31 protein-coding genes are annotated in these 24,940 nt (G+C 55.6%); 7 read left to right on the top strand and 24 right to left on the bottom strand.

Annotated elements, in window-relative coordinates:
- Positions 1-119: 119 nt before the first annotated feature.
- The 5 genes from HRU87_RS00985 to HRU87_RS00965 are packed head-to-tail and all read left to right on the top strand — an operon-like array spanning position 120 to position 4,083.
- Positions 120-1,346 carry a branched-chain amino acid ABC transporter permease gene (locus HRU87_RS00985; RefSeq protein ID WP_173494210.1) on the top strand — a complete coding sequence of 409 codons (1,227 nt, stop codon included), beginning with the start codon at positions 120-122 and terminating at the stop codon, positions 1,344-1,346.
- Between the two features lie 11 nt (positions 1,347-1,357).
- Positions 1,358-2,341: a branched-chain amino acid ABC transporter permease gene (locus HRU87_RS00980; RefSeq protein ID WP_173493111.1), complete on the top strand. Its 984-nt coding sequence runs from the start codon at positions 1,358-1,360 to the stop codon at positions 2,339-2,341.
- A complete protein-coding gene (locus HRU87_RS00975; RefSeq protein ID WP_173493110.1) occupies positions 2,331-3,221 on the top strand; it encodes an ABC transporter ATP-binding protein in 891 nt (296 codons plus the stop codon). The genes HRU87_RS00980 and HRU87_RS00975 overlap by 11 nt, the downstream gene beginning before the upstream one ends.
- Entirely contained in the window at positions 3,222-3,941 is a 720-nt protein-coding gene (locus HRU87_RS00970) for an ABC transporter ATP-binding protein (protein WP_173493109.1), read from the top strand.
- Complete coding sequence (locus HRU87_RS00965; RefSeq protein WP_173492933.1) at positions 3,934-4,083, top strand: hypothetical protein; 150 nt, start codon at positions 3,934-3,936, stop codon at positions 4,081-4,083. The genes HRU87_RS00970 and HRU87_RS00965 overlap by 8 nt, the downstream gene beginning before the upstream one ends.
- Before the next feature lie 56 nt (positions 4,084-4,139).
- Here the strand turns inward: HRU87_RS00965 and HRU87_RS00960 are convergent, their stop codons facing one another.
- The 3 genes from HRU87_RS00960 to groES form a co-directional block, all read right to left on the bottom strand.
- Positions 4,140-5,411 (bottom strand): ABC transporter substrate-binding protein, encoded by a 1,272-nt coding sequence (locus HRU87_RS00960; protein WP_173493108.1) that lies wholly within the window; start codon positions 5,409-5,411, stop codon positions 4,140-4,142.
- A gap of 248 nt (positions 5,412-5,659) precedes the next feature.
- Positions 5,660-6,571, bottom strand: coding sequence for an EamA family transporter RarD (rarD, locus tag HRU87_RS00955; RefSeq protein ID WP_246247292.1), 912 nt, complete (start codon positions 6,569-6,571; stop codon positions 5,660-5,662).
- A 64-nt stretch (positions 6,572-6,635) separates the two neighbouring features.
- Positions 6,636-6,932 carry a co-chaperone GroES gene (groES, locus tag HRU87_RS00950; RefSeq protein ID WP_173493107.1) on the bottom strand — a complete coding sequence of 99 codons (297 nt, stop codon included), beginning with the start codon at positions 6,930-6,932 and terminating at the stop codon, positions 6,636-6,638.
- A 130-nt stretch (positions 6,933-7,062) separates the two neighbouring features.
- On the opposite strand from groES, the gene HRU87_RS00945 reads away from it, so the two are divergent.
- Positions 7,063-8,229 (top strand): class I SAM-dependent methyltransferase, encoded by a 1,167-nt coding sequence (locus HRU87_RS00945; protein ID WP_173493106.1) that lies wholly within the window; start codon positions 7,063-7,065, stop codon positions 8,227-8,229.
- A 22-nt stretch (positions 8,230-8,251) separates the two neighbouring features.
- Here the strand turns inward: HRU87_RS00945 and HRU87_RS00940 are convergent, their stop codons facing one another.
- The 7 genes from HRU87_RS00940 to glmS all read right to left on the bottom strand — a co-directional run bounded on the left by HRU87_RS00940 (position 8,252) and on the right by glmS (position 14,512).
- Positions 8,252-8,671, bottom strand: a complete 420-nt coding sequence (locus tag HRU87_RS00940; RefSeq protein WP_173493105.1) for a DUF4190 domain-containing protein — start codon at positions 8,669-8,671, stop codon at positions 8,252-8,254.
- Positions 8,672-8,748: 77 nt separating this feature from the next.
- Entirely contained in the window at positions 8,749-10,230 is a 1,482-nt protein-coding gene (tsaD, locus tag HRU87_RS00935; RefSeq protein ID WP_246247290.1) for a tRNA (adenosine(37)-N6)-threonylcarbamoyltransferase complex transferase subunit TsaD, read from the bottom strand.
- Positions 10,220-10,810 carry a tRNA (adenosine(37)-N6)-threonylcarbamoyltransferase complex dimerization subunit type 1 TsaB gene (tsaB, locus tag HRU87_RS00930; RefSeq protein ID WP_173493104.1) on the bottom strand — a complete coding sequence of 197 codons (591 nt, stop codon included), beginning with the start codon at positions 10,808-10,810 and terminating at the stop codon, positions 10,220-10,222. Before tsaB ends, tsaD begins: the two co-directional genes overlap by 11 nt.
- Complete coding sequence (gene tsaE, locus HRU87_RS00925) at positions 10,794-11,246, bottom strand: tRNA (adenosine(37)-N6)-threonylcarbamoyltransferase complex ATPase subunit type 1 TsaE (RefSeq protein WP_173493103.1); 453 nt, start codon at positions 11,244-11,246, stop codon at positions 10,794-10,796. The genes tsaB and tsaE overlap by 17 nt, the downstream gene beginning before the upstream one ends.
- Positions 11,246-12,307: an alanine racemase gene (gene alr / locus HRU87_RS00920; RefSeq protein ID WP_173493102.1), complete on the bottom strand. Its 1,062-nt coding sequence runs from the start codon at positions 12,305-12,307 to the stop codon at positions 11,246-11,248. Before alr ends, tsaE begins: the two co-directional genes overlap by 1 nt.
- Positions 12,308-12,661 (bottom strand): holo-ACP synthase, encoded by a 354-nt coding sequence (locus HRU87_RS00915; RefSeq protein WP_173493101.1) that lies wholly within the window; start codon positions 12,659-12,661, stop codon positions 12,308-12,310.
- The gene (glmS, locus tag HRU87_RS00910) at positions 12,662-14,512 is read right to left on the bottom strand and encodes a glutamine--fructose-6-phosphate transaminase (isomerizing) (RefSeq protein ID WP_173493100.1); all 1,851 of its coding nucleotides are present in this window, start codon (positions 14,510-14,512) and stop codon (positions 12,662-12,664) included.
- Positions 14,513-14,542: 30 nt separating this feature from the next.
- Between glmS and coaA the strand changes: the two genes are divergently transcribed.
- Entirely contained in the window at positions 14,543-15,490 is a 948-nt protein-coding gene (coaA, locus tag HRU87_RS00905) for a type I pantothenate kinase (RefSeq protein ID WP_173493099.1), read from the top strand.
- Here coaA and HRU87_RS00900 read toward each other — a convergent pair.
- The 14 genes from HRU87_RS00900 to secY all read right to left on the bottom strand — a co-directional run bounded on the left by HRU87_RS00900 (position 15,473) and on the right by secY (position 24,933).
- A complete protein-coding gene (locus HRU87_RS00900; protein WP_173493098.1) occupies positions 15,473-15,781 on the bottom strand; it encodes a hypothetical protein in 309 nt (102 codons plus the stop codon). The two genes, coaA and HRU87_RS00900, sit on opposite strands and share 18 nt — an antisense overlap.
- On the bottom strand, positions 15,782-17,125 hold the full coding sequence (glmM, locus tag HRU87_RS00895; RefSeq protein WP_173493097.1) for a phosphoglucosamine mutase: 1,344 nt from the start codon (positions 17,123-17,125) through the stop codon (positions 15,782-15,784).
- A gap of 15 nt (positions 17,126-17,140) precedes the next feature.
- Complete coding sequence (gene rpsI, locus HRU87_RS00890; protein ID WP_173493096.1) at positions 17,141-17,626, bottom strand: 30S ribosomal protein S9; 486 nt, start codon at positions 17,624-17,626, stop codon at positions 17,141-17,143.
- Positions 17,627-17,636: 10 nt separating this feature from the next.
- Positions 17,637-18,080 (bottom strand): 50S ribosomal protein L13, encoded by a 444-nt coding sequence (gene rplM / locus HRU87_RS00885; protein WP_173493095.1) that lies wholly within the window; start codon positions 18,078-18,080, stop codon positions 17,637-17,639.
- Positions 18,081-18,192: 112 nt separating this feature from the next.
- A complete protein-coding gene (gene truA / locus HRU87_RS00880) occupies positions 18,193-19,056 on the bottom strand; it encodes a tRNA pseudouridine(38-40) synthase TruA (protein ID WP_173493094.1) in 864 nt (287 codons plus the stop codon).
- A 10-nt stretch (positions 19,057-19,066) separates the two neighbouring features.
- Positions 19,067-19,672, bottom strand: coding sequence for a 50S ribosomal protein L17 (gene rplQ, locus HRU87_RS00875; RefSeq protein ID WP_173493093.1), 606 nt, complete (start codon positions 19,670-19,672; stop codon positions 19,067-19,069).
- 28 nt (positions 19,673-19,700) lie between these two features.
- A complete protein-coding gene (locus HRU87_RS00870; protein WP_173493092.1) occupies positions 19,701-20,690 on the bottom strand; it encodes a DNA-directed RNA polymerase subunit alpha in 990 nt (329 codons plus the stop codon).
- Between the two features lie 109 nt (positions 20,691-20,799).
- Positions 20,800-21,204: a 30S ribosomal protein S11 gene (rpsK, locus tag HRU87_RS00865; protein WP_173493091.1), complete on the bottom strand. Its 405-nt coding sequence runs from the start codon at positions 21,202-21,204 to the stop codon at positions 20,800-20,802.
- Between the two features lie 28 nt (positions 21,205-21,232).
- Positions 21,233-21,610, bottom strand: a complete 378-nt coding sequence (rpsM, locus tag HRU87_RS00860) for a 30S ribosomal protein S13 (RefSeq protein ID WP_173493090.1) — start codon at positions 21,608-21,610, stop codon at positions 21,233-21,235.
- 132 nt (positions 21,611-21,742) lie between these two features.
- Complete coding sequence (gene rpmJ, locus HRU87_RS00855; RefSeq protein ID WP_007540807.1) at positions 21,743-21,856, bottom strand: 50S ribosomal protein L36; 114 nt, start codon at positions 21,854-21,856, stop codon at positions 21,743-21,745.
- 11 nt (positions 21,857-21,867) lie between these two features.
- Entirely contained in the window at positions 21,868-22,089 is a 222-nt protein-coding gene (gene infA, locus HRU87_RS00850) for a translation initiation factor IF-1 (RefSeq protein WP_091850165.1), read from the bottom strand.
- Between the two features lie 126 nt (positions 22,090-22,215).
- Positions 22,216-23,040, bottom strand: a complete 825-nt coding sequence (gene map, locus HRU87_RS00845; protein WP_173493089.1) for a type I methionyl aminopeptidase — start codon at positions 23,038-23,040, stop codon at positions 22,216-22,218.
- A complete protein-coding gene (locus HRU87_RS00840; RefSeq protein WP_173493088.1) occupies positions 23,033-23,620 on the bottom strand; it encodes an adenylate kinase in 588 nt (195 codons plus the stop codon). The genes map and HRU87_RS00840 overlap by 8 nt, the downstream gene beginning before the upstream one ends.
- Positions 23,617-24,933, bottom strand: coding sequence for a preprotein translocase subunit SecY (secY, locus tag HRU87_RS00835; RefSeq protein ID WP_173493087.1), 1,317 nt, complete (start codon positions 24,931-24,933; stop codon positions 23,617-23,619). The genes HRU87_RS00840 and secY overlap by 4 nt, the downstream gene beginning before the upstream one ends.
- Positions 24,934-24,940: the final 7 nt, after the last annotated feature.

Here is a 24,940-nt window from a genome sequence, read left to right as displayed (position 1 = left end):
GTGCGCTTCGAGCAAGGTAGCTCAAACGATTTGGAGGACACGTGCATTTCCTCTCTGCTCGCAACCCTAAGCGGTTGCTTGGCTCGTTGCTATTACTTATTTCTTTGCTATTAGTCGGCATGAGCGCGGGAACCGCAGCTCTGGCGGACAGCGTTGGAGAAGAGTACGAGCGCGGGATTACGGGAAACGTAAAACTTGACGGCGAACCGCTTTCTGGCATTCGCATCACCGTTGACGGCGGCGGATACAGCGCTGAAACCGTAACCGGTGCTGACGGCAAGTGGTTTATCGGAGTTCCTGGAACCGAAGGTGATGCCTACAAGATCACCCTGGACCAGACCACTCTCCCGGAGGGAATTGCTGTAACCGAGGGTGGCGCAACGCAGGAAAAGGTGCTCGGCAAGGGCACCACTGTGGTGCAAAACTTCTTTATCGGTGAGGGAACTCGCGTCACTGTTTCCATGTTCGACCAGGTTGTCGCTCGCCTGATTTACGGCATCAACTTCGGTTTGATGCTTGGACTTGCGGCCGTTGGTCTGTCCTTAGTCTTTGGAACCACAGGTCTTTCAAACTTTGCACACTCCGAGATGGTGACCTTCGGTGCCATCATGGCCCTAGTTCTGGGAACCGGCCTCCAACTGCCGATTTGGCTGGCCATTCCAGCTGCGGTTCTTCTCTCAGGTGGCCTCGGTTGGGCGCTGGATGCTGGATTGTGGAAACCACTTCGTAAGAAGGGTCTCGCACTCGTGCAGCTGATGATCGTTTCAATCGGCCTCTCGCTAACCGTCCGCTACCTGTTCCAATACTTCGTTGGCGGTGGAACCGAGCAGCTTCCGGGCGCAGACTCGACCCTGGTACCACTATTTGGTTCGGTTGCCCTTTCGGTTACCGACCTGGTTTCGATGGGAATCTCGATTGTCGTAATCGGTGGCTTCGCATGGTGGCTACTAAAGACCAAGACCGGAAAGGCAACTCGCGCCATTTCCGACAACCCAGACTTAGCCGCAGCATCAGGAATTGACGTAGACAAGGTTATCCAGACCGTTTGGATCATCTCGGGTGCACTGGCCGGTTTGGCTGGAGTGCTGTGGGCCTACTTCCGCCCCGGAATCAAGTGGGACATGGGTGCTCAGATTCTGCTACTTATCTTTGCCGCGGTTACCTTGGGCGGTCTCGGAACTGCATTCGGCGCCCTGCTTGGTTCTCTTGTGGTGGGCATCCTGGTCGAGACCAGCTCGCTCTTGATCCCAGCCGACCTCAAGTACGTGGGTGCACTGGTAGTTCTCATTGGAATTCTGCTCTTCAGGCCTCAGGGCATCTTGGGCAAGAAACAACGGATTGGTTAGGAGGAGCAAAAATGGATTGGGGATCAATTCTGAACAACACCCTGGCTGGTTTGCTAACGCCAACCACGCTGGCCTTTGCTCTGGCAGCCCTTGGGCTCGCCATGCACTTCGGTTTCGCTGGCCTGCTGAACTTCGGTATTGCCGGATTCATGGCGGTCGGTGCCTACGGGTACGCCATATCCGTGTTGACCTTTGGACTGCCCTGGTGGGCTGGCATGATCGCCGGAGTTGCAGCATCGGTTGTCTTCGCTCTAATCATGGGTATTCCAACCCTGAGGTTGCGCGGCGACTACCTTGCTATTGTGACAATCGCAGCCGCGGAGATCCTTCGCCTGCTGTTCCTAACCACTGCTTTTGAGCCGGTTACCGGTTCGGCTGATGGTCTATTTGGCTACAACAACAAGGGTGGCTTCTCTGCGGCCAACCCGTTCCCGTCCGGCACCTACGGCATCGGCCCATGGACCTACAACTCCGAAACCCTTTGGACTCTGACTTTTGGTTTGATTGTTTTGGCCTTTGCAGCTCTGCTGCTGTGGTCACTGATGCGTTCACCTTGGGGACGAGTAATCAAGGGTATTCGTGAAGATGAAGACGCGGTTCGCGCACTTGGAAAGAACGTCTTTGCTTACAAGATGCAGGCCCTAATCATCGGTGGTGTCTTCGGAGCTCTCGGCGGAATTGTGCTAGCGACCAGCACCAACGTCTCACCCGGTGTCTACGTGACCTCACTGACTTTCTTCCTGTGGACTGCCTTGCTTCTAGGTGGCGCTGCCACAATCTTCGGGCCGATTGTCGGTTCGGTGATCTTCTGGGTGCTCCAGGCCTTCCTAACCAACGTGCTGCCAGCACTAGCCACCTCAGGGATCCTTCCGGTCTCTGGAATTCAGGCCGCAACCCTGCGATATGTGCTGGTTGGAATCGGATTGATGCTCCTGGTGATTTATCGTCCGCAAGGTATTTTCGGAGACAAGAGGGAGATGACCTTTGTCCGCTAACCCAACCCCCCAGAAATCCACCAACCTCCACGTTGGTGACGCAAAGCCTGGCTGCAAGAAGAACGATCCGATTCTGGTAATCGACAATGTCAAGAAGACCTTCGGTGGTCTGACCGCGGTTGATGTTGAGCACCTAGAGATTCCGCGCGGTGCGATTACTGCTCTGATTGGCCCAAATGGTGCAGGCAAGACCACGCTGTTCAACCTGCTAACCGGCTTTGACACTCCTGACACCGGAACCTGGTCGTTCCTAGGAAACCAGCTCGCTGGCGTGCCGTCGTTCAAGGTTGCTCAAATGGGTCAGGTCCGCACCTTCCAGCTGACCAAGGCGTTGAGCCTATTGACCGTGCTTGAAAACATGAAACTCGGTGCCAAGAACCAGGCCGGTGAGAAGCTGATCAACGCCCTAATCCCATCCCGCTGGAAGAAGCAGGACCAGGAATTTGAGGCCAAGGCAATGGAGCTGCTCAAGCGCTTCAAGCTCGATGCCAAGAAGGACGACTTCGCAGGTTCGCTATCCGGCGGACAGCGCAAGCTCTTGGAGATGGCTCGCGCCCTAATGACCGATCCAACGCTGGTAATGCTCGATGAGCCAATGGCTGGAGTCAACCCGGCCCTCACCCAGTCGCTTCTCGAGCACGTGCTCAACCTGAAGAACGATGGAATGACCGTACTGTTTGTGGAGCACGACATGCACATGGTGCGCCACATCGCCGACTGGGTTGTGGTTATGGCTGAAGGCAAGGTGGTGGCCGAGGGCGCCCCCGACACCGTAATGCGCGAGCAGGCCGTGATTGACGCCTACCTCGGCGCCCACCAGGACACTGACCTGGGCGTTGTGACCGGCCGCATCCAGGTGATTAGCGAAGAGGATAAGTAAATGACCCGCGTAGTTGAAATCAAAGACCTGGTCGCCGGATACCTTCCCGGGGTAAACATCCTCAATGGCGCCAATCTTTACGCCGACAAAGGTGAGCTAATCGGAATCATTGGACCCAACGGTGCTGGAAAGTCCACCCTGCTCAAGTCAATCTTCGGACTGGTAAAGGTCAGGGAGGGTTCAATCACCCTGAACGGTGACGACATCACGGGACTAAAGCCAAACCAATTGGTTTCCAAGGGTGTGGGCTTCATTCCACAGACCAACAACGTTTTCCCTTCGCTAACCATCGAGGAAAACCTCCAGATGGGCATCTTCCAGCAGCCAGCCAAATACAGTGAGCGCCTGGACTTCGTGGTGTCCATCTTTGAGGAGCTAGGAAAGCGTCTGAAGCAGCGCGCAGGATCTCTATCCGGCGGTGAGCGACAGATGGTTGCCATGGGTCGTGCCCTAATGATGGATCCAGCGGTCTTGCTGTTGGATGAGCCATCCGCAGGTCTGTCACCTGTTCGTCAGGATGAGGCTTTCCTAAGGGTTTCTGAAATCAACAAGGCCGGTGTGACCTGCATCATGGTTGAGCAGAATGCTCGCCGCTGCCTTCAGATTTCAGACCGTGGTTACGTCCTAGACCAGGGTAAAGATGCGGTCACCGGAACCGGTAGAGAGCTACTGAATGACCCACAGGTCATTGGTTTGTATCTCGGAACCCTGGGTGCCTAAGAAAGCACCCGCTGGGACCTACATCGCCATTGGTGCCGGAGTTGGAATTCCATTCGGCCTGCTGTTTGGCAATCTCGCCCTTGCTATGGCGTTTTGTGTTTTTGTGGGCGCCGTCATCGATTGGTTGAACCGGAAACGATAAGGATTAAAGAAGAATCCCCCGGCCAATGGCCGGGGGATTCTTGTTGGAACTAGTTACTATCCACGGATGGTGGAAGGAACGTTGTTTCCGTCGAACTGCTGAATCAGGATGTTACCGTCGGTTGGGTCTCCAACCTCGTTGAAGGTAACGTTGCCCGATGGGCCGTCGTAGTCGGCGGTTCCACCAGCGTTGATGATGTCAGCACACTCGGCGAAAGTGGTGCACTTCTGGCCGCTGCCGGATCCACCGGAAACTTCCTGAAGCTTTGCAGACATGTTGGCACCCTCGGTGCTGCGTGCCTCAAGAGCTGCAAGAGCTAGAAGTACAACTGCGTCGTAGGACTCAGGACCGTAAGCGTTTAGCTCAAGTGCTGCGTTGCCCTGTGCCTGCCAGTTCTCGTCCATGCGAGTGATGAAGTCACCAATCTTGGACTCGTTGACACCTGGGTAGGTTCCCTTAGCGCCCTCTAGGGTGCCAGCTGGGAAGTCTGCCGAGTAGTCAGTCAGGTTTCCGTCAACGAAGTACAGCTTGTCGCCAGGGAACTGAGCGGTGATCTCAGGAACGATGGTCTTAGCCTCGTCGAAGGTGATCAGTACAACAGCGTCTGGTCCAGGAGCCAAAGCTTCGGCAATCTGGCTTGAGAAGTTGGTGTCACCGGTGTTGTAGGTAGGTGCAGCTAGAACCTCGCCACCAGCAGCCTCGAAGGCCTTGGTAACGAACTCAGCTAGACCAGTTCCGTAGGAGTCGTTCAGAACGATCATCGAGATCTTCTGGTGTCCGTCTTCTGCGATCAGGTTACCTAGAACCTCACCCTGTAGGACGTCTGATGGAGCGGTACGGAAGTACAGACCCTTGTCCTCGTAGGTGGTGAAGGCAGCTGAGGTGTTAGCTGGGGAGAACTGGATTACACACTCTGCAACCAGGCGGTCGATGAACTGCAGTGAGGTACCGGACGATGCGGCACCTACAACAGCCTCAACGCCAGCGCCAAGTAGACGTGGGATCTCAGTGTCGTAAGCCTTGTTGTCGGTGTCACCGGAGTCACCCAGGGTGGCCTCGATGGTGATGCCCTTTGCGGCGGAGTTGACGTCGGCGATAGCTAGAGCTACACCGGCCTCTTCTGGTGGGCCGAGGAATGCGAGGTTACCGGTTAGAGGTAGGGCGGTTCCTAGCTTTAGAACTAGGTCTCCGTCCTGCTCTGGACCGAGCTCACAACCGCCAGCGGTGGTTGCAGCGCTGCAGCCAGTCAGAACTGCTGCACCGAGTGCAAGTGCACCCATAGCAGCGATCGACTTGACGGCAAAGCGTGACTTCTTGTTTTCAGTCATTCTTGCTCCTTGAAATAGCAATTAGATGGCGAATGCGTGCGTCGGTGCCCGCATTGCTTCCAAAAGTTTAGCGATTTCAAGCGGAAAAACGAGCTTTTCAGTTCCGCAATCACCAGCGGGTGAGGAGAAAGAATGATGTTTTCGAAGATTTGAGGGGCTTTTAGCTTCTGAATTCGTTGAAAATTGAGGACCTATCTGGCCAAATGGTCAAAAACGGGCCTTTGTTAGCGGTGCGTAACAATTAGATTTCAACTCTGAGCGCTGGCAACATGCGCTCTTCTTCTGGCATTCAGCATGTCAACGGTCAGCACAATCAGTGAAAGCCAAACGATGCTGAATCCGATCCAGCGGACCGTGGGCATTGGTTCTTGCAGTATGAAGATAGCTGTCAAAAACTGCAGGATTGGCGTCATGTACTGAATGAAGCCGATTGTTGAGAGCGGAATGCGCGAGGCTGCAGCGCCAAACAGAATGAGTGGGACTGCCGTCAGGATGCCAAAGCCAATCAGGACCGCGGTGTGCAGGGGGGAGCTTGTGAGCATGATGGGCGTCAGACTCGCCACAACAAGGAACTGACCGATAGCAATCGGAATGATCAGCATGGATTCTAAAGTGAAGGACTCCAGGGCGTTGATCTTCCCGCCCACCTTATTTTTAGCCAACGAGTAGATAGCAAAGCTCAAAGCCAGCACCAATGCGATCCAGGGCAGTCGCCCGTAGTCAAAGCTCAACACCAGAACCGCCACTAAGCCAAGAGTGAGCGCCACCCACTGCGCCGGGCGCAACCGCTCTTTGAGAAATAGCACTGCAAACAGAATTGTGATCAGCGGGTTTATGAAATACCCCAGTGAGGTTTCAATGGTGTTTTCGGTGGCTACCGCAACGACGTAAACCTCCCAGTTGATGAAGATGAATACGCTGGCGACAAATAGCCAACCCAATTTCTTTGGGCTTTTTAGAAGAGCGCCGATTGAACCCCAGCGGCGCAGCGCAGTTATCAAAACGGCGGCAAACAGGAAACCAAAAACTACTCGCCAGGTAACGACCTCAAAGGGGTTGGCGAATTTCGTTTGGTTGATGATCAGCGGAAAAGCGCCCCAAATCAGGTAGGCACCCAGGCCCATTAACAATCCGACCGATTGACTCGAACCTGACTTCACGCCTAAAGCCTAGGCCAAAGCAAAAGACCCCGGGCACCAGCCCGGGGTCTTCCTTAGGAATTGTTTAGCGCTCGATGATTGCCAGTACGTCGCGAGCAGAAAGCACCAGGTACTCCTTGCCGTCGTACTTCAGCTCAGTGCCGCCGTACTTCGAGAAGATGACGCGGTCGCCGACCTTTACGTCGACAGGAATACGGTCACCCTCGTCGCTGAAGCGACCAGGACCAACTGCAACTACCTCAGCCTCCTGTGGCTTTTCCTTAGCGGTGTCTGGAATGACCAGACCGGATGCAGTAACCTGCTCAGCCTCAATTGGGCGAACAACAATGCGATCTTCGAGTGGCTTGATGGAAACCGACACTTTGACCTCTTCTTAGTCTCAAGATTGATTTGAATTAGCAAACTCGGTGTTCGAGTGCTAATAGAACTTTAGAACGAAATTAGCACTCAGTCAAGGCGAGTGCTAGTTAGTGGCGCGATAGCCTTGGGGCATGCATCCGATCCTTACCCCCGAGGCAATTCGCCTGCTGGCGCAGGTCGGGGAAATCGACTCGAAGACGGACCTGCTCTCAGTGATTTCAAGCCTTAGAAAGCAAGGTCATGATGCTCTGCTGGTGACCGAGGTGGTGACGCAAGCAAGATTGCGGTCGAGAGCGAAAGCTAAATTCGGTGACTTTGCCGCTCAGCTGCTTTTTACCGAGGCCGCCCTTGAGCAGGCAACTCGGCTTGAGGTTGCCGCCTTGCATGCCGAGCGCTTCAAGTCCGCGGGGCTGACCAAAATTGCTGACCTGGGGGCTGGAATAGGTGCCGACTCCTTGGCCATGAGCGCACTGGGGCTGACCGTAACGGCTGTCGAGCAAGACCCACAAACCGCAGCTCTGCTGGCATTTAACCTTGCTATGTTTTCCGATGCCACGGTGCTCAACCAAAGTGCAGAGGAACTAGGTCTTGAAGATTTTGATGGCCTGTGGCTCGATCCGGCTCGAAGGAATCTGGACCGCAAATCTGAACGTCACATCACCCTAAAACCCGAGGACTTCAGCCCAAACCTCAACTGGGCCTTTGCACTCGAAAAGCCAAAAGGCATAAAACTTGGACCGGCATTTCCCCTGGAGCTCATCCCTTTGGACGCCCAAGCCCAGTGGGTTTCACATGCCGGTGACCTTGTCGAATTGGTTTTATGGTTTGATGCGCTTCGCACTGAAGGTCAGCGGGTGGCGACCATGCTGAGAGCTGGACAAAGGCATGAGTTCAGCGGTTCCGGATTGGTACAGGCCCCAGTTGGTGAACTTGGTGAATTCATTCACGAACCCGACTCAAGCCTAATTCGCTCCGGCTTGATGGGGGAATTTGCACTCAAGCACTCCCTGAGTGCCATCAGCGACTCGATCGCATACCTCAGCTCAAGCTCCGAGTTCCGAAGCCCTTGGCTAAAGACCTATCGGGTCATCAAAGTGTTGCCGCTCGATGAGCGTGAAATTCGAAAGGAACTTGCGGCAAGAAACATCGGCATATTGGAAATCAAGAAGCGGGGCGTAGACGTAACGCCCGAAGAGCTGCGGCCAAAGTTGAAGTTAAAAGGTGAGGGCGCCGCCACCCTGATTCTCACCAGAGTAAGCGGCGCCCGCAAAGCACTGCTTGCTGAGCCAATTCGCTAGGTGGCTCTCCTAGCGAAGTGACCTAACGGTCCTGCCACATGTGCATGCCGTCGAACCCGCGATGGAATTCCATGAATTCAGGTCCCATGGGCTGGAGTCCCATTCCCCCTGAAAACATCAGTGCCTGAGCAATAACACCAAAGACTCCAAAAATAATCCAAAGCGCAATGTTGACGTAGCCCAAGACCAGGCCGGTGACCGCCATGGCCTTACCGTTCTCACCGGTGCGCTTGATTTGCGCCAGCGAAATGTGTCCGGTGATCACCGCAACCAAAGCGGCAAAACCGCTGATGGCGCTAGCCAGAGAGACGACCGCGAGAGTGTTCAGGGAAGACCAGTCGAACTTGGCCTTCGGTGCGACGGTGGTTGAGGTCGATGGAGCTTCCTCTGCCGGGGTGTTTTCCTCGGAACCCTCAGTGGGCTCCACTTTCTTGTCTGCCATTTGAATCCTTTATTTCGGGGGCGAGAAGTAATCTGGCAGATAAGGCTCGGAGTCTGCTGGATGAAAGCTGGGAGTTACTAGGGAGTCTGAACTTCTCGAATATCGAGGGTGGATTCAGCGCCGAATCCCAGGGAACTTGGCTGCCTACCCGCCATCACCAGCTGAGCTCCCAGCGCCGCAATCATCGCACCGTTATCTGTGCAGAGGGCAAATCGCGGGATTCTCAGCTCGATGCCTTCGGCATCGCATCGGCGCTTAGCCTCCTCACGCAACCGGGCATTCGCCACCACGCCACCACCGAGCAACAACCTAGGGATCCCATAATCGCGGCAGGCATTTAGCGCCTTGGTGAGAAGGACATCAACGACTGCCTCGCGGAAACTTGCCGCCACATCCGGCTTTGAATATTCAACTCCCTCGGCTTCTTGCTTTTCAACGTGACGGGCTACCGCAGTTTTTAAGCCGCTGAACGAAAAGTCGTAGCGATGTTTTTCCAGGTCTTTGGGAAGCGATAGGCCTCGAGGAAAGCGAATAGCTTTTGGGTCACCGTCTTTGGCAAGCTGGTCGATTTGTGGGCCACCGGGATAGGGCAAACCAAGCACCCTGGCAACCTTGTCAAAGGCTTCACCGGCGGCATCATCAATGGTTTCACCAAGTAGCTCGGCGTCTCCAAGCAAGTCTCTGGCCAGCACCAGGGAGGTGTGACCACCGGAGACCAGCAGCGCGATGGTTGGCAGCTGAACCGATCCCCGCTCGAGCACATCCGCACCAACGTGTGCCACCAGGTGGTTCACCGCGTAAATCGGTTTGCGGTTGGCAATCGCCAGGCCCTTGGCTGCACCAATCCCAACCATGAGCGCTCCCGCTAGGCCGGGACCATTGGCAACCGCCACAGCGTCAATATCCTGCATGGTCAAACCCGCTTCACTCAGGGCTTTGGAAAGCGTCGGGCCAATGGCCTCGAGGTGAGCACGCGCCGCAACCTCCGGAACAACTCCCCCGTATTTTGAGTGCTCATCCATGGAGCTGTGCAGGGCGTTAGCCAGCAGGCGATTGCCCCTGACTATGCCAACGCCGGTCTCATCACAGGTGGATTCGATGCCTAGCACCACCGGCTGGTGAATCTCAAGGCGCATGATCAAGGCATCAATATCATCGGGTTGGTAGTAGCGCTTTCGCGTATCGATGTGTTCAAAACCAAGAGATTCATAGAGCTTTATTGCTGCAGGGTTGTCGGCCCTCACCTCAAGCATGACCTGCTCACTGCCCAGGGACTTAGCTTTGGCGATTAGCGACTCGGCCAGTTTGCGCCCTAGCCCCTGGCCTCGATAAGCCTTTTCAACACCGATGGTCTGAATGTCAGAGCTGAATGACCCCGGAATTGAGCTGAGGCCGGCGTAGCCAACTAAGCCAACATCAAAAAGACCAAGGTAGTAGGTGTTTGAAGATCTGAGCTCGGCAGCCATGCTGGCCCCTGACCACGCATCCGTGGGGAAGAGTTTGTGCTCAAGGTCCATCACCTGAGCGAGCGCAGACTCGTCAATTTCTCTAATTTCCACCGCTCACCTTCTTTCCCGGAGAGGGTGCGACATCGGGGGATCTCAAGTAAAGAGCAGAAATTTCATCCAGCTTTTCACCTCTAGCGATGGCATCTGCGGCGAATCGTCCAATCATTTGCGCATCGCAAACCTGAGTAATCTCCTGGTAATCGGAGAACCTAGTTAGACCTTCAGGCCCCACAACCTCGGGTCCAAAAACTCGCTCTCCGCGCTCGTAGGCGGCGACAAAGAATTCTTTGCGCTTGGCATCCGCCACCACGACGCATCGCTCAAGCCCCGACGCAAATGCAACAGCATCCAAGGTGATGACTCCGTGCAGGGGAAGGTTCAATGCCTCTGCTAGAGAGGTTCCAGCGGCCATGCCCACCCGCAGTCCGGTGTAGGGGGCAGGTCCGCGGCCGATGGCAACTGACGTGAGTTCCCCCGGTGATATTCCAGCCTGGTCTAGAGCCTGAGCGATCGCGAGACCAATGTTTTCGGCATGGCCAAAGGGATCCTCGAAGAGCACAAATGACTTTAGTGCTCCACCCTCATAAACAGCTGCCGAGGTACCGGCTGAGGTGTCAATCGCCAAAAGCAAGCTGCACACCTCTCCAGCGTTCCCCGTGACCAGTAACCTCAACTAGGCGCTGCTCATCTGAAGCACTTCTGTCTATGTTCACGCTCAGCCAGCTATCGGCAATGCCATCGACGTAATCCCTTGCCCACTCAACCACAACTATTGAGCGCTCAAAATCAATGTCCAAGTCATCCAGCTCCAGTGCGGAACCTAGGCGGTAGGCATCAACGTGAACCAGCTTTGGGCCCTTTGCGGTTCGATGCGTTCTTGCCAAAACAAACGTTGGGGATTGCACTGTCCCCAAAGCACCCAGGCCCTCTCCGATTCCGCGCGTCAGGGTGGTTTTTCCCGCCCCGAGCGGACCATTGAGCAACACCAGGTCCCCGGCTTGCAACCGGCCGGCAAGCTCAACACCTAGGCGATGCATGTGTTCTGGATCAGTTATTTGAATTTGCATTACTTCTTGTAAACCCGCTGAGCCCTGCCACCAATCCTGGTGACCACTTCGTAGTTGATGCTGCCGTAACTTGCACCTAATTCCTCCGCTGTAGGTTCGCCATTTTCTGTATCACCAAAAATCACTACCTCGTCGCCGATAGAAACTTCAAGGTCTCCGACGTCGACCACAAACTGATCCATAGCTATCCGGCCACTAATTTCAAATGACTTGCCAGCCACCAGCACCTTGGCCCCCTGGGCTATCCGTGGCATGCCCTCGGCATAGCCAAAGGGGACCAGAATCAGGTTGGTTGGTCGCTGCGTCACATATCGATAGCCGTAGGAAACACCCTGCCCTGCCTCGACTCGCTTGAAGTTTGCCACCCTGGCCACAACTCGCATCGCAGGTCTAAGCCCAAAGGTTGCAAATTCGCGTTCGTCAGGATTTAGCCCGTACACCCCAATTCCCACTCGCACCATCTCGTAGCGCATTGCCGGGTAGCTCAGGGTTCCAGCGGTGGCGGCCAAGTGGCGTTCAGTGACCTCTACCCCGTGCACACTGGCAACCTCCAGGGCAGCCTCAAACTCAGCCTGCTGCTTCAGGTCCGCCTCTTCCGAGGTGTTGGCAAGGTGAGAAAACAGGCTGATGCTTTTTCCAGCGAGCGCCGAAAACAGTCGCTCCCAATCTGCCTGAACAAAACCATTTCTCCCCAGACCGGTGTCAACTTTGACGTGAAGGTGATGGACACCAACCTCGAGGACTTTTGTCAAAACTTCAAAACTTGATACCCCAAGTTCAATCTCCAAGTCTTTAGCGAGTTGGAAGTCGTCACTTGGCTGCAACAGCCAGCACATAATGCGAGTTTTGATCCCCGCCGATCGCAACTCGATGGCTTCGTTTAAATCGGCAACGCCGAGTGCGTCAACGCCAATTTCCTCTAGAGCCTGGGCAACCACGTGCATGCCGTGACCATAGGCATTTGCCTTGACCACAGCCATCACCTTTGCCGGTTGGGCCAACTGCTTCAGGGTTCTGTAATTAGTTTGAATTCGACCCAGGTCAACTTGGATTTCGCGCATCTAGCTAGCCTCCACCACTACGAAAGCCGACGCAAGTTCTTGCTCGTGTGAGAGCGAGAGGTGAATCCGCTGCACACCCACTGACTCCAGGTTCTTGGCGGTTTGCCCGTGCAGCACAAAACCAGGTTTGCCCAACTCGTCCTTGACGATTTCAATTTCCACCCACTGCATCAGCCGTGGGTTTCCCAATGCCTTTGCCAATGCCTCCTTGGCTGCAAACCTTGCGGCCAAAGAATTCACCGGGAGCCCAAGTTCTGAAGGGTGAAAAAGACGCTGAGCGAGGTTGGGGGTTCGCTCCAGTGATTCACTGAGGCGAGCGATTGAGCACAGGTCGGTTCCGACTCCGAGAATCAACTACTCGACCGTAACGCTCTTGGCCAGATTTCTAGGCTGATCAACATCCAGCCCCTTCGCACTCGCCAGCTCAAGCGCAAATGTTTGCAGCGGAATGACCGCCAAGACCGCAACCGTGAAGGGGTGGGCGTCTGGGGTGTAAAACACCTCGTCGGCATACTGCGAGACTTCCTGGTCGCCCTCAACCGCAATTGCGATGACCTTTGCACCGCGAGCCTTAATCTCCTGGATATTGGAGACGACCTTGGGGTGCAGGGAGTCTGGGCCTTTAGGTGAGGGCACAATGACAATCACGGGCTGGCCGCTCTCAATCAAAGCAATCGGCCCGTGCTTTAGCTCACCGGCAGCAAAGCCCTCGGCATGGATGTAGGCGAGCTCCTTGAGCTTAAGCGCGCCCTCCATTGCGATCGGGTATCCCACATTGCGCCCTAAAAACAGCACAGATTTGGCCTGGGAGTACTCGCGCCCAAGTTCACGCATGCGCGGTAGCGATTCCAGAACTTGCTTGACCTGGCGTGGGAGTTTCAAAAGCTCAAGCCCAAGTTCGTTTAGTTCGGATTTGGGAAGCGACTGGCGAAGCGATGCTAGCGCAAGCGCGACCAGCAGCCCCGCTGTGATTTGAGCGGTGAAGGCCTTGGTGGAAGCCACCGCCACCTCGGGACCGGCATGGGTGTAGATGGTGGCGTCTGACTCTCTTGCCAGGGTGGCGCCCTGGGTGTTGCAAATGCTGAGAACTTTTGAGCCGCGCTCTTTGGCATACCTTGTGGCCATCAGGGTGTCCATGGTTTCACCAGACTGGCTAATGGCTATCACCAAAGTGTTGCTATCTAGCACCGGGTCGCGGTAACGAAGTTCGTGAGCTAGTTCTACCGAAACGGGAAGTTTGGCCCACTTCTCAATTGCGTACTTAGCAACCTCGCCCGCATAGGCCGCGGTTCCGCAGGCAGTAATGATGATTCTGGTGACATCCGCCAATTGGTCAAGCCCCTCAAACTCACTGAGTCGAACGTTACCCTCGGAGTCAATGCGGCCCATCAGGGTGTCTCCCACGGCCTGAGGCTGATCGGCTATTTCCTTGGCCATGAAGGATGGCCAGCCACCCTTTGAAGCGCTCGAGGCATCCCAGTCCACGGTGAACTCTTCAAATTCCACCGGGTGACCTGCGAAGTCAGTCACCAAAACCGAGTCTCGACGAAGCTCAACAATTTGGTCCTGCCCCACAGAAACCGCACGCTTGGTATGTTCTACAAACGCCGCAACGTCACTGCCCAAAAAGTTCTCGCCATCGCCCAAGCCGATAACGAGCGGAGAGTTGCGCCTAGCGGCAAGAATCAAATCTGGTTGGTCCTCGTGGATGCAAAGCAGCGTGAAGGCTCCGTGTAGGCGGTTTACCACGCGCCTAAATGCTGCCGTTAGGTCCCCGGTCTCTTCGAACTCTCTGGCCACCAGATGTGCAGCAACCTCGCTGTCGGTCTGAGAGGAGAATTTCGTCCCCTGAGCCAGTAGCTCAGCCTTGAGCTCTGAGAAATTCTCGATGATGCCGTTGTGAATCAGCGATAGTTTTTGATGGGCGCCTCCGAGGTGAGGGTGGGCATTGCCATCGGTTGGAGCCCCGTGGGTGGCCCAGCGGGTGTGGCCAATTCCGATGTGGGCGTCCTTGATAGGGCTAGCGGATAAATCCTCTACCAGCACGTTGAGTTTGCCGGCGCGCTTTCTGGTTTGAAGGCCGGCTTCGGGGTCGATTACTGAAATACCAGCGGAGTCATAGCCTCGATACTCAAGGCGCTTTAGACCACCGAGTAGCACATCGAGTGTTGACCCCGGACCTACATATCCGACGATTCCACACATGGCCACTAATCTACGGCAGAATAGCCAGTTATGAGCGGAGCACAGGGCCTTGGAGAGCTATCTCCATACCTTGCCATTGAACGTGATGACTGGGCAGAGCTTGGCAAAAACACCCAGCTTCCACTCACTGAGGCAGAGCTGAACAACCTTCGCTCACTGGGTGATTTTCTAGATCTAAAAGAGGTCTCCGAGGTTTACCTCCCGGTCTCACACCTGCTTTCCCTCTACGCGACCCAGACCCAGGACTTGCATCGGACCTCGTCAGAATTCCTCAATCAAAAATCCGACCGAACCCCTTTCATAATCGGGATCGCCGGATCGGTGGCAGTGGGCAAATCCACTGTTGCAAGACTTCTCAAGGAACTCATGTCGCGCTGGGCCGGAACTCCAAGGGTCGAGCTGGTGACCACCGATGGCTTTTTGTATCCGAACGCTGAACTGGAAAGACGCGGGATTTTAGATCGCAAGGGATTCCCCGAGAGTTACGACCGCAAAAAGCTTTTGAAGTTTGTCAGTGACATTAAGTCCGGTCTGTCCGGTGTCAAAGCTCCGGTTTATTCACACCTCTCCTACGACATTGTTCCCGGGGAGTTTGCTGAGGTCACCACCCCGGATGTTCTAATTCTTGAGGGCCTGAATGTCCTGCAACCACCTTCGATTGGCCAAGAGCTGGCACTGAGTGACTTCTTTGACTTCACCATTTACATCGATGCCGAACCTAAAAACATCGAGAAGTGGTATCTATCTCGGTTTATGCAGCTCTGGACCAGTGCATTCACCAACCCCAGGTCCTATTTCCACCGCCTAACCAATGAGCTCAACCAGGAGCAGGCTGTTGATAGAGCCCAGGGCTTTTGGCGCGACATCAATCTGCCCAACCTCAGGGAAAACATTGAGCCGACTCGCTCTAGAGCAACTCTGGTGATGCGCAAGGGCGACGAGCACCGTGTTGAGCGAGTGCTACTTCGAAAGATCTAGCGCCTCAACAAAACCGATTTCACTGCTTTCAATGCACTCGGGAAAACTCTCGAATGCTGCCGCGCGTTCCGCCGATGCGGCATAGGCATCCTGAACTTTCAGAAACTCAGCCTCGTCACCGGGCAAACTCACACACCAGATGAATCGATTGGCCTTGGTTTCAATCAGCCGAAATTCAATTTGAAAACCAAATTGCTTTCGAACCGGAATCAATGTTTGGTCCAGCCAGGCTGTGAACTCGGGCATTTTTCCTTCGGCAATGTCGTAGCGCCGAAGCTGAAAGGTTCGCACCTAAAGCCCCAGCCGGCGCTCAACGGCAACCGAAATGCGCTCCGCCCAGGACTGGGCGGTGCCGAGGTCGCTAGCCTCGACCATTACTCGAACCAAAGCCTCAGTCCCTGATGCTCGAAGCAGCACTCGACCAGAATCACCAAGCTCTGCTTCGGCCTGGGCCACCAGATCGTTGAGCTCTGGGTCTAGCTTCACTCGCGACTTATCAACACCTGGGACGTTGATTAGTACCTGGGGATAGTTCGGCATTACCGCCGCTAGCTCCCTGAGCGTCTGACCAGAGCTGGCCACCTTGGCAGCCAGGTGAAGTCCGGTGAGAACTCCGTCGCCGGTGGTGGCGTACTGCGCAAAGATGATGTGACCGGACTGCTCGCCCCCGAGTGAGTAGCCACCCTCGCGCATAGCCTCGAGCACGTAGCGGTCGCCAACGGCAGTCTCAATAATGTTGATCCCCGCACCTCGCATCGCGACCTTTAGCCCGAGGTTGCTCATTACCGTGGTGACCAAAGTTTCCCTGGCTAGCCGGCCTGATTCCCTTAGGCTCAGGGCCAGGATGGTCATAATGTGGTCGCCATCGACAATCGCGCCGGTGTGGTCGACGGCAAGGCAGCGATCAGCATCGCCATCGTGAGCGATACCAAGATCAGCCTTGTTAGTTAGAACGGCCGCCTGAAGGGCTGATAGATGGGTTGAGCCACAACCGGAGTTGATGTTGTTGCCATCCGGGTCATTGCCGATCACAATCACCTTCGCGCCGGCGTCGGCAAAAATCTGCGGGGAAATAGCGCTCGCTGCACCATTCGCGCAGTCAATAACCACCTTTAGGCCATCCAGTCGATTCGGCAGAGTACCGAGCAGGTGAACCAGATAGCGGTCTTCGGCATCCGCAAAACGCGTCACCCGACCAACCTCGGAACCAATTGGACTGAGTGCCTGGCCAATTGCCTGCTCGATCAGGTCCTCGACTGAATCTTGCAATTTGTGGCCGCCGCGGGCAAAAAACTTGATGCCGTTGTCTGGAGCTGAGTTGTGGCTCGCTGAGATCATTACGCCGAAATCGGCATCGAGGTCAGCGGTTAGGTAGGCCGCGGCCGGGGTCGGCACCACACCCGCATCAAAAACATCAACGCCCGAGGAAGCAAGGCCGGCGGAAATTGCAGCAGAAATAAAATCTGAAGAGATTCTGGGATCGTGAGCAATGACAGCCCTGGGGCGATCTCCGCGTTTCCGGGCATCCTCCCCTAAGACAAAAGCCGCAGCCTGCGCTAGTTCTAGCGCAAATGCTGCGGTTATGTCTTTGTTCGCTATGCCACGAACGCCATCAGTGCCGAAAAGCCTGCCCATGGCGCAAGCGTATCTTTAGCGCTTGGAGAACTGAGAAGCCTTGCGGGCCTTCTTCAGACCAGCCTTCTTACGCTCGATGACTCGGGAGTCACGGCTCAGGAAGCCAGCCTTCTTCAAGGTTGCGCGGTTGTTGTCGGTGTCGATCTCGTTCAGTGCGCGAGAGATACCGAGACGAAGCGCTCCAGCCTGACCAGCGATTCCACCACCGTCGATGCGTGCGATGACGTCGTATGCGCCCTGCAGCTCCAAAACGGTGAATGGGTCGGTGATGAGCTGCTGGTGCAGCTTGTTTGGGAAGTAGTCCTCAAAAGCACGGTCGTTGACGGTGATCTTTCCAGTTCCAGGCAGCAGGCGGACGCGAGCGACGGCCTCCTTGCGGCGGCCGGTTCCGGCACCGTTCTGGGTTAGGTTGCCGCGTGAGCGCACTGGCTTTGCAGGGGCGCTCTCGGTGGTGTAGGAGGTCTCAGTTGCCTCTGCTACTAGCTCTGTGTTCTCAGCCAACTTGTTTTCCTTACTGGGCAATCTGGTCAATTACGAACGGCTTTGGCTGCTGGGCAGCGTGTGGGTGGGCAGCGCCCTTGTAAACCTTTAGCTTTCCAAGCTGCTGGTCGCCGAGGGTGTTCTTTGGCAGCATGCCGCGAATGGCCTTCTCGACCGCGCGCTCTGGGTTCTTCTCCAGAAGCTCGGAGTAGGTGGTGGCGGTTAGACCACCTGGGTAACCGGAGTGGCGGTAGGCCTTCTTCTGAGCCAGCTTGGAACCGGTTAGTGCAACCTTGTCAGCATTGATGATGATGACGAAGTCACCGTTGTCCATGTGAGCGGTGAAGGTTGGCTTGTGCTTGCCGCGCAGCAGAGCTGCTGCGTGAGTGGCGAGACGACCCAACACCACGTCGGTGGCGTCGATGACGAACCACTCGTGGGACAGCTCACTAGCCTTAGGCGAATAAGTACGCACGCTAAATTACCTCGTAGTTTCTTTTGTGTGATTCCGCTGGAAAGTTGCGGTTTCAAACCCTTTCGGCCATGCCGAACCAAGGTGCAAGTTTAGGGGATTGTTTACCCATTGGTCAAACAGAAATTTCCCCCGCATCGCGCTTATTTCGCGCTTTTTCCGCTTGCAGGGACAATTTGTCATCGCTGGGGTAACTAATCCCACTCAAACTCAAGCCCCTGGGATCAACCACCTTGAATTTCGAAACGCGTTTGGCCTGAAGTTGAATCTCTAAAAGCTCATCAGGGGTGAGCTTCCCTAGACCAACCGCAATCAGCCCGCCAACCAAAGCTCTCACCATGTTGTGGCAAAAAGCATCAGCTTCCAAAAAGACGCTGATCACCTCATCTTTATCTCTTGCAAGCTCGAGCTTCCTAAGCTCCCGAATCGTGGTTGCACCCTCTCGAGGGCGACAAAATGCCCCGAAGTCCCTAAGGCCAATCAGCAGTTTGGCCGCCTTATTCATATCTACGAGATTCAGTTCACCCTGCTGCATGAGCACATACCGCGACAATTTAGGGTCTGGGGCAACCTTGTCATCGGCAATTTGATATCGGTAACTCCGGCCGGTAGCGGAAAACCTGGCATCAAAACCAGCTGGAGCAACTGCTACCCCCAGCACCCGAACGTCTTCCGCCAAAAGGCCATTTAGTCTTTTGGCACTGAAACTCGAGCGCCCGAGCCTCGAAAGCTGCGCTGGGCTCAGATCAACGTGGCAAACCTGGTGATCGGCGTGGACGCCGGCATCGGTTCTCCCCGCCACTCGCATTCCGAAGTCAGAGTCGTCTGGCCCAAATATCTGCTCCAGAGCGCTGAGTAATTCCCCCTGAACGGTCCTCAAACCAGGTTGTTTGGCCCATCCGGCGAAGTCAGTGCCGTCATAGGCGAGGTCGATCCGGAAACGAGAAAACCCGCCGGCAACACCAGCGGGTTCACTCATAATCTTTTCCTTATTCAGCCTTAGGCTCTTCGGCGGCAGGTGCCTCTTCGGCCTCAGCAGCAGGAGCCTCTTCGGCCACAGCCTCAGCTGCAACCTCTGCGGTTTCCTCTGCAACAACCTCGGTGGTCTCCTCAGCGGCAGTCTCAACTACCTCTTCGGCTACAACTTCCTCGACAACTTCCTCAACTGCAACTGCAGCAGCGGAGGTGGCGATGTTGTTGGTGACCTTGACCTTGTTGGACTTGGGCTTGGCGTTGACTGCCTCGAGCACTAGCTCAATGACTGCCATCGGAGCGTTGTCACCCTTGCGGAAGCCGAGCTTGGTGATGCGGGTGTAGCCGCCCTGACGCTCTGCAACCAGAGGTGCAATCTCAGTGAAAAGCTCGTGAACGACGCCCTTGTCCAGGATCTGGGTCATGACGCGACGACGGGCTGCTAGGTCTCCGCGCTTGGCGAAGGTCACTAGGCGCTCAGCAACTGGACGCAGGCGCTTAGCCTTGGTCTCGGTGGTGACAATGCGCTTGTGCTTGAACAGCGAGGTCGCCATGTTGTTTAGCATCAGACGCTCGTGCGCTGGTCCGCCTCCGAGGCGTGGGCCCTTTGTTGGGGTTGGCATTTCTTTCTCCTTGTGAGTTTTCTAAGCGTTAGATCTGGTCGTCGTCGAATCCGCCACCGAAGTAAGCGCTGTCGAATCCTGGGACGGCGTCCTTGAAGCGAAGGCCGAGCGAAGCAAGCTTCTCGCGGACCTCGTCAACGGACTTGGAACCGAAGTTGCGGATGTTCATCAACTGGTCCTCGGAAAGAGCAATTAGCTCAGAGACGGTGTTGATGCCCTCGCGCTTTAGGCAGTTGTAGGAACGAACGGTCAGGTCCAGGTCCTCAATCGGTGTGGAGAGCTCGTTGGATGCAGCAACCTCAACCGGAGCTGGTCCGATCTCAATACCCTCTGCCTCTGCGTTTAGCTCCTTGGCCAAACCAAACAGCTCAACCAGGGTGGAACCTGCGGATGCAACGGCATCGCGAGGAGCAACCGAAGGCTTGGTCTCAACATCAACAATTAGCTTGTCGAAGTTGGTGAACTCACCGGCACGAGTTGCCTCAACACGGTAAGAAACCTTGAGCACAGGGCTGTAGATCGAGTCAACCGGAATGACGCCGGCCTCAGCGTCTGGGTTGCGGTTCTGGGATGCCTGGACGTAGCCACGGCCGCGCTCAATGATGAACTCAACCTCTAGCTTGCCCTTGGCGTTCAAAGTTGCTAGCACTAGCTCTGGGTTGTGAACCTCAACGCCAGCAGGAACCTGAATGTCGGCAGCGGTGACTGGGCCAGCCGCGCTCTTGGACAGGTGAGCAACCACAGGGGCGTCGTGCTCGGAGGAGACCACCAGGTTCTTGATGTTCAGGATGACCTCTACGACGTCTTCCTTGACACCTGGAATGGTGGAGAACTCGTGGCTAACGCCCTGGATGCGGATGTTGGTAACCGCGGCACCCGGAATGCTCGAGAGCAGGGTGCGGCGCAGTGAGTTACCGAGGGTGTAGCCGAAGCCTGGCTCCAGTGGATCCAGGATGAAACGTGAACGGTTAGGACCTAGAACTTCTTCGTGCAGGGTTGGGCGCTGTGCAATTAGCACTATTTGGTTCCTTTCATCTGAGTACCCGCTATTTGATACTCGTCTTTACACTCAGAGGGTGAGCTGAATGCTTTGAATCTTTAGTTTTGGTTGGGCGCTTTAGCGCAGGTTAGACACGGCGACGCTTTGGAGGGCGGCATCCGTTGTGAGCCTGTGGGGTCACGTCGGAGATTGAGCCAACCTCAAGACCTGCTGCCTGCAGCGAGCGGATTGCAGTCTCACGACCAGAACCTGGGCCCTTAACAAAAACATCAACCTTCTTTAGGCCGTGCTCCTGTGCCTTGCGAGCTGCAGCCTCAGCTGCCATCTGTGCGGCGAACGGGGTCGACTTACGCGAACCCTTGAAACCAACGTCACCGGAGGACGACCAGGAGATAACTGCTCCGGTCGGGTCGGTGATGGTGATGATGGTGTTGTTGAAGGTCGAGCGGATGTGAGCCTGACCTGCTGGAACGTTCTTCTTATCCTTGCGGCGTGGTTTGCGAGCCGCTGCGGATGCCTTAGGTGCTGCCATTTTCTATCTCCTAGATCCTTAGCCGCTACTAGCGGGTTGCCTTCTTCTTGCCGGCCACGGTGCGCTTCGGACCCTTGCGAGTGCGGGCGTTGGTCTTGGTGCGCTGGCCGCGGACTGGAAGTCCCTTGCGGTGGCGCAGACCCTCGTATGAACCGATTTCAACTTTGCGACGGATGTCTGCGGCGACATCGCGGCGCAGGTCACCCTCAACCTTGTAGTTCTTCTCGATCTCGTCGCGGAGGGCAACCAACTGGTCGTCGGTAAGGTCCTTGACGCGAACGCTCTCGTCAATCTTGGTGGTCTTTAGAATCTCGCTCGAGCGAGTACGGCCAATGCCGTAGATGTAGGTAAGGGAGATAACCACGCGCTTGTCGCGAGGGATATCTACTCCAGCAATACGTGCCATTTGGAATTTCTCCTGTTTGAAAGAAGGTCTTCAGCATCATCATCTCGATCTGGCGGATCGGGCCCCGGCCTTCTTTCCGGGGGTTAGCTTGCGCTCGATGTTGCCTTGGTATTTAGTTGTGGTTTAGGGCAATTAGCCCTGGCGCTGCTTGTGGCGAGGGTTCTCGCAGATAACCATCACGTTGCCGTGACGACGAATCACCTTGCACTTGTCGCAGATCTTCTTAACGCTCGGGTTAACCTTCATGCTCTTACTTTCTACTTGTAGCGGTAGATGATTCGGCCGCGGGTCAGGTCGTAGGTGGAAAGCTCTACAATCACGCGGTCCTCGGGGAGGATACGGATGTAGTGCTGACGCATCTTTCCCGAGATGTGGGCTAGGACTAGGTGTCCGTTGGTCAGCTCTACCCTAAACATTGCGTTAGGGAGCGCCTCAACGACCGAACCTTCGATCTCGATTACGCCGTCTTTGTTGGCCATGCACTCACTTATTCACTACTTTTTGTAGCGTCACAAACACGCGAAAACTTCACAGAGATTCAGAGGATTTCACGTTAGAAACGCCGAGGAACAATCCTAGGGGTAAAACCAGGCGAATGCTAGTGCCTAGTCCAAAGATATTGGGGTAACACCGAACCGAGCCAGTCCGGACACTCCACCATCAGGTGCAGTCAGCACCCAAATGCCTTTTGAGTGAACCGCCACGGAGTGCTCCCAGTGAGCTCCGTCTCCCCCATCTCGGGTAACCACGGTCCAGTCATCCTCAGCAACCGAAGTGTTCTGCTTGCCGGAGGTAATCATCGGTTCAATTGCCAGGCACAATCCGGGTTCAACCTTTGGCCCCGCATCGCGAACTCGGTAGTTGAAGACCGCCGGGTCCTCGTGCATGGATCTACCGATGCCGTGACCGACATACTGCTCCAAAATACCCCAGCTGCCTCGTTCGGCGATGTAGTCCTCGATCGCCACACCAACCTCGTTCAGGCGCTTGGCCTTCGCTAGGGCAGCAATTCCAGCCCAGAGCGACCCTTCGCAAACATCAGACTGAAGTTGGCGTCTGGCGGCAAGCTCAGCATCGCCACCGGGGACGACCATGGAAAAGGCGCTGTCGCCATTCCAACCATCCACCTCAGCACCGCAGTCAATCGAGATTAGGTCTCCCGGCTGCAGGGTTTTATTGGAGGGGATGCCGTGCACCACTTCGGAATTGATGCTGGCGCAAATCGTGTGATAGTAACCGGGAACGAGCTGGAAGTTGGGCCTTCCACCCCCATCGCGAATGGTTTGCTCGGCGATTTGATCCAGTTCCAGAGTCGTTACTCCCGGGACAATCGCCGCTCGAACATTTTCCAGGGCCTTAGCCGTCAAAAGACCTGCGACCCGCATCTTGCGGATTTGGTCTTCGGTTTTTAGCTCGAATTTTTTACGCATCGGCAGTCAAGCCGCGAGCCTCGAGCACCTCGATGATTCTGGCGGTTACCTCGGAGATCTCTCCCAAGCCATCCACCATCGCAACGAGACCGCGGGCCGCGTAGACGTCGATTAGCGGAGCTGTTTGCTCGTCGTAGACATCGAGTCGGCGGCGGATTACCTCAGGGGTGTCATCGGCCCTGCCCTCGATTTGCGCCCTACCAGCCAAGCGGCGAGCAAGCTCCTCATAATCGGCAGTGAGCTGAACCACGACATCCAGGCGCTTACCGCCATCGGCCAGGATCGAGTCAAGCTCGTTCACCTGATCGATGGTTCTCGGATAACCATCCAGCAGGAATCCTGCCTTGGCGTCCTCGTGGGAGAGCCGGTCGCGAACCAAAGCATTGGTTAGTGAATCTGGCACGTACTCACCGCGGTCCATGAAGCCTTTGGCCTCAACCCCAAGAGGAGTTTGGTTCTTTACGTTGTAGCGGAAGATGTCTCCGGTGGAGATGGCTGGAATGCCAAGGTGTTGAGAAAGCAGGGCAGCCTGGGTCCCCTTACCGGCGCCCGGAGGGCCGATCAGTAGGAGCCGGCTCACTTCAGAAGACCCTCGTAGTTGCGCTGCTGCATCTGAGCGTTGATCTGCTTCACGGTCTCAAGACCAACACCAACGATGATCAGAATCGAAGTTCCACCAAACGGGAAGTTCTGGTTGGTTCCAATTGCGGTGAAGGCAACCAGTGGAACTAGAGCGATCAGACCCAGGTAGATTGCGCCAGGGAAGGTGATGCGGCTAATCACGTACTCGAGATACTCGGTGGTTGGTCTTCCGGCACGAATACCCGGAATGAATCCGCCGTACTTCTTCATGTTGTCGCTGATCTCCTCAGGGTTGAGGGTGATTGCAACGTAGAAGTAGGTGAAACCAACAATCAGAGCGAAGTAGACCGCCATGTAAAGCGGGTTCGAACCTGAAGTTAGGTAAGTAGAGATGAAAGTCACCCATGGTGCTACCTGACCGGTGGTTGGGTCTGGCTGGCTGAACTGAGCAAGCAAAGCCGGCAAGTACAGCATGGATGAGGCAAAGATAACCGGGATAACACCTGCGGTGTTGACCTTGACCGGAATGTAGGTTGACTGCCCACCGTAGGCCTTGCGACCTACCATGCGCTTGGCGTACTGAACCGGAATGCGGCGCTGCGACTGCTCAACCAGAACAACAAGTCCAACAACAACGAATCCGACCGCCATGACGATCACGAAGATCTCGATGGTGCGGGTCTGAAGAATCTGAAGCAGCGAAGCAGGGAAGGTCGATGCAATCGAGGTGAAGATCAAAAGCGACATTCCATTACCAACCCCGCGCTCGGTGATGAGCTCACCGATCCACATGATTAGACCGGTTCCCGCAGTCATTGTCATCACCATCAGGGTGATGGACAACGGATCGGTGTTCACCAGGATCGGCAGGGTGCAGTCAGCTCCGAAGAGCGCTCCCTGACGTGCCACGGCAATCAGGGTGGTGGCCTGCAGCAAGCCCAGGGCGATGGTTAGGTAACGGGTGTACTGAGTAAGTTTCGCCTGCCCCTGAGGTCCCTCTTTGTAAAGGGTCTCAAAGCGAGGAATCACAACGCGCAACAGCTGAGTGATGATCGAAGCCGTGATGTAGGGCATGATGCCCAGCGCAAAAATCGAAAGCTGGAGCAGCGCGCCACCGGAGAACAGGTTAACCAGCTCGTACAAACCTGAGGTGGACTGGCTCTGAGCCAGACACTGTTGAACGTTGGAGTAGTCAACGTTTGGGGAGGGGATGAAGGATCCGAGACGGAAGATGGCCACCATGCCCAGGGTGAATGCAAGTTTGTTGCGCAAATCCGGAGTGCGGAAAGCGCGTGCAATAGCCTGGAACATGGTGAAC

It is taken from the genome of Aquiluna borgnonia (genome assembly GCF_013283855.1).
GTDB classification, from domain to species: Bacteria; Actinomycetota; Actinomycetes; order Actinomycetales; family Microbacteriaceae; genus Aquiluna; species Aquiluna borgnonia.
This window is presented reverse-complemented; position numbering and strand designations above follow the sequence as displayed.

Excerpts from the sequence above, each read along its gene's own strand:
- HRU87_RS00985 (WP_173494210.1), top strand. The coding sequence starts at position 120 with ATGAGCGCGGGAACCGCAGCTCTGGCGGACAGCGTTGGAGAAGAGTAC.
- HRU87_RS00980 (WP_173493111.1), top strand. The coding sequence starts at position 1,358 with ATGGATTGGGGATCAATTCTGAACAACACCCTGGCTGGTTTGCTAACG.
- HRU87_RS00970 (WP_173493109.1), top strand. The coding sequence starts at position 3,222 with ATGACCCGCGTAGTTGAAATCAAAGACCTGGTCGCCGGATACCTTCCC.
- HRU87_RS00960 (WP_173493108.1), bottom strand. The coding sequence starts at position 5,411 with ATGACTGAAAACAAGAAGTCACGCTTTGCCGTCAAGTCGATCGCTGCT.
- HRU87_RS00945 (WP_173493106.1), top strand. The coding sequence starts at position 7,063 with ATGCATCCGATCCTTACCCCCGAGGCAATTCGCCTGCTGGCGCAGGTC.
- HRU87_RS00940 (WP_173493105.1), bottom strand. The coding sequence starts at position 8,671 with ATGGCAGACAAGAAAGTGGAGCCCACTGAGGGTTCCGAGGAAAACACC.
- tsaE (WP_173493103.1), bottom strand. The coding sequence starts at position 11,246 with ATGCAAATTCAAATAACTGATCCAGAACACATGCATCGCCTAGGTGTT.
- alr (WP_173493102.1), bottom strand. The coding sequence starts at position 12,307 with ATGCGCGAAATCCAAGTTGACCTGGGTCGAATTCAAACTAATTACAGA.
- glmS (WP_173493100.1), bottom strand. The coding sequence starts at position 14,512 with ATGTGTGGAATCGTCGGATATGTAGGTCCGGGGTCAACACTCGATGTG.
- coaA (WP_173493099.1), top strand. The coding sequence starts at position 14,543 with ATGAGCGGAGCACAGGGCCTTGGAGAGCTATCTCCATACCTTGCCATT.
- glmM (WP_173493097.1), bottom strand. The coding sequence starts at position 17,125 with ATGGGCAGGCTTTTCGGCACTGATGGCGTTCGTGGCATAGCGAACAAA.
- truA (WP_173493094.1), bottom strand. The coding sequence starts at position 19,056 with ATGAGTGAACCCGCTGGTGTTGCCGGCGGGTTTTCTCGTTTCCGGATC.
- rplQ (WP_173493093.1), bottom strand. The coding sequence starts at position 19,672 with ATGCCAACCCCAACAAAGGGCCCACGCCTCGGAGGCGGACCAGCGCAC.
- rpsK (WP_173493091.1), bottom strand. The coding sequence starts at position 21,204 with ATGGCAGCACCTAAGGCATCCGCAGCGGCTCGCAAACCACGCCGCAAG.
- rpsM (WP_173493090.1), bottom strand. The coding sequence starts at position 21,610 with ATGGCACGTATTGCTGGAGTAGATATCCCTCGCGACAAGCGCGTGGTT.
- rpmJ (WP_007540807.1), bottom strand. The coding sequence starts at position 21,856 with ATGAAGGTTAACCCGAGCGTTAAGAAGATCTGCGACAAGTGCAAGGTG.
- infA (WP_091850165.1), bottom strand. The coding sequence starts at position 22,089 with ATGGCCAACAAAGACGGCGTAATCGAGATCGAAGGTTCGGTCGTTGAG.
- map (WP_173493089.1), bottom strand. The coding sequence starts at position 23,040 with ATGCGTAAAAAATTCGAGCTAAAAACCGAAGACCAAATCCGCAAGATG.
- secY (WP_173493087.1), bottom strand. The coding sequence starts at position 24,933 with ATGTTCCAGGCTATTGCACGCGCTTTCCGCACTCCGGATTTGCGCAAC.